We start from the raw sequence: 1,156 nt of genomic DNA, 5'->3' as shown, positions 1-1,156 counted from the left end.
CACCTGATCCGGATCAATGCGCGGAAGAATTTACTCTGGAGATCGAAGTTACAGACTCGATCGAACCAATATTTGATTTAGAATCAGAATATTGTCAAAATGACGAATTGATCACACTTCCAACGCAGTCTGACAACGACATCACCGGCATCTGGACTCCCAATCAAATCGACACTTCAGTTGCCGGGATTCAGAATTTTACATTTATACCTGATGAAGAACAATGTGCTGAATCAATTCTGCTTTCGATAGAAATATTTGAAACTTTAATTCCTGCATTTGATTTACAACAAGAATATTGTTTAGGGGTAATTCCCCAGGCACTTGAAAACGTTTCTGACAATGGGATTCCGGGCACCTGGTTTCCAGCTCAAATTGATACCACCACAGCGGGAACCCAAATTTATACTTTCACTCCGGATGGAATTTGTGGCGAAGAATTCATTTTGGAAATAACTGTTTTGGATGAAATCACGCCCACATTCAACATCCAAACCCAATATTGTTTAAATTCAGAAGAAATAATTTTACCAACAACATCTGAAAATGGAGTAACAGGAACCTGGTTTCCAGCAACGATTAATACATCAAATTTAGGAACAACAACTTACACTTTCACGCCTGATTTGGAATGTGCAGAAACCATTACAAAAACCATCACAATCGTTGAAATCATCATGCCTGAATTTGATGATTTAATTCAAAATTATTGTTTGAATTCAATGGCAGAATTACTTCCAAATATTTCAGAAAACGGAATAAATGGAACCTGGTTTCCGAGTCAGATCAACACCAATTTACAAGGCACAACCACTTACACATTTACCCCAAATGAAGGACAATGTTCACAAGAGTATCAGCACACGGTCACCGTGTACCCTCATCCGGAGATGGACCTGGAGGAAGAACTCATCATCTGCGAAGGCGACAGTTTTACATATTCGGCACCTGACGGCTTTGACAGCTATGAATGGAAAAATCAAAACAACCAGATCATCAGCACCACGCAAGAGGTTACCTTTACCCAAGAAGGAATTTACACCTTAACGGTTCAGATCAATGGCGTTCCCTGTGATTTGAGCAGAAACATAGAAGTCAGGTTTTCGACGCCGCCGACCATTACGGAGATCAAAACGACGGAAAACACAATTACGAT

Annotated in this window: 1 pseudogene; it reads left to right on the top strand. The window is 40.1% G+C overall.

Going from position 1 to position 1,156, the window contains the following annotated elements:
• Window positions 1–1,156: pseudogene (locus B8977_RS15150) on the top strand (hypothetical protein); the annotation flags it as partial.

This window comes from Moheibacter sediminis, assembly GCF_900176425.1.
GTDB lineage: Bacteria > Bacteroidota > Bacteroidia > Flavobacteriales > Weeksellaceae > Moheibacter > Moheibacter sediminis.
Note: the sequence above shows the minus strand (reverse complement) of the source record. Positions and strands in the feature narration are given on the sequence as shown.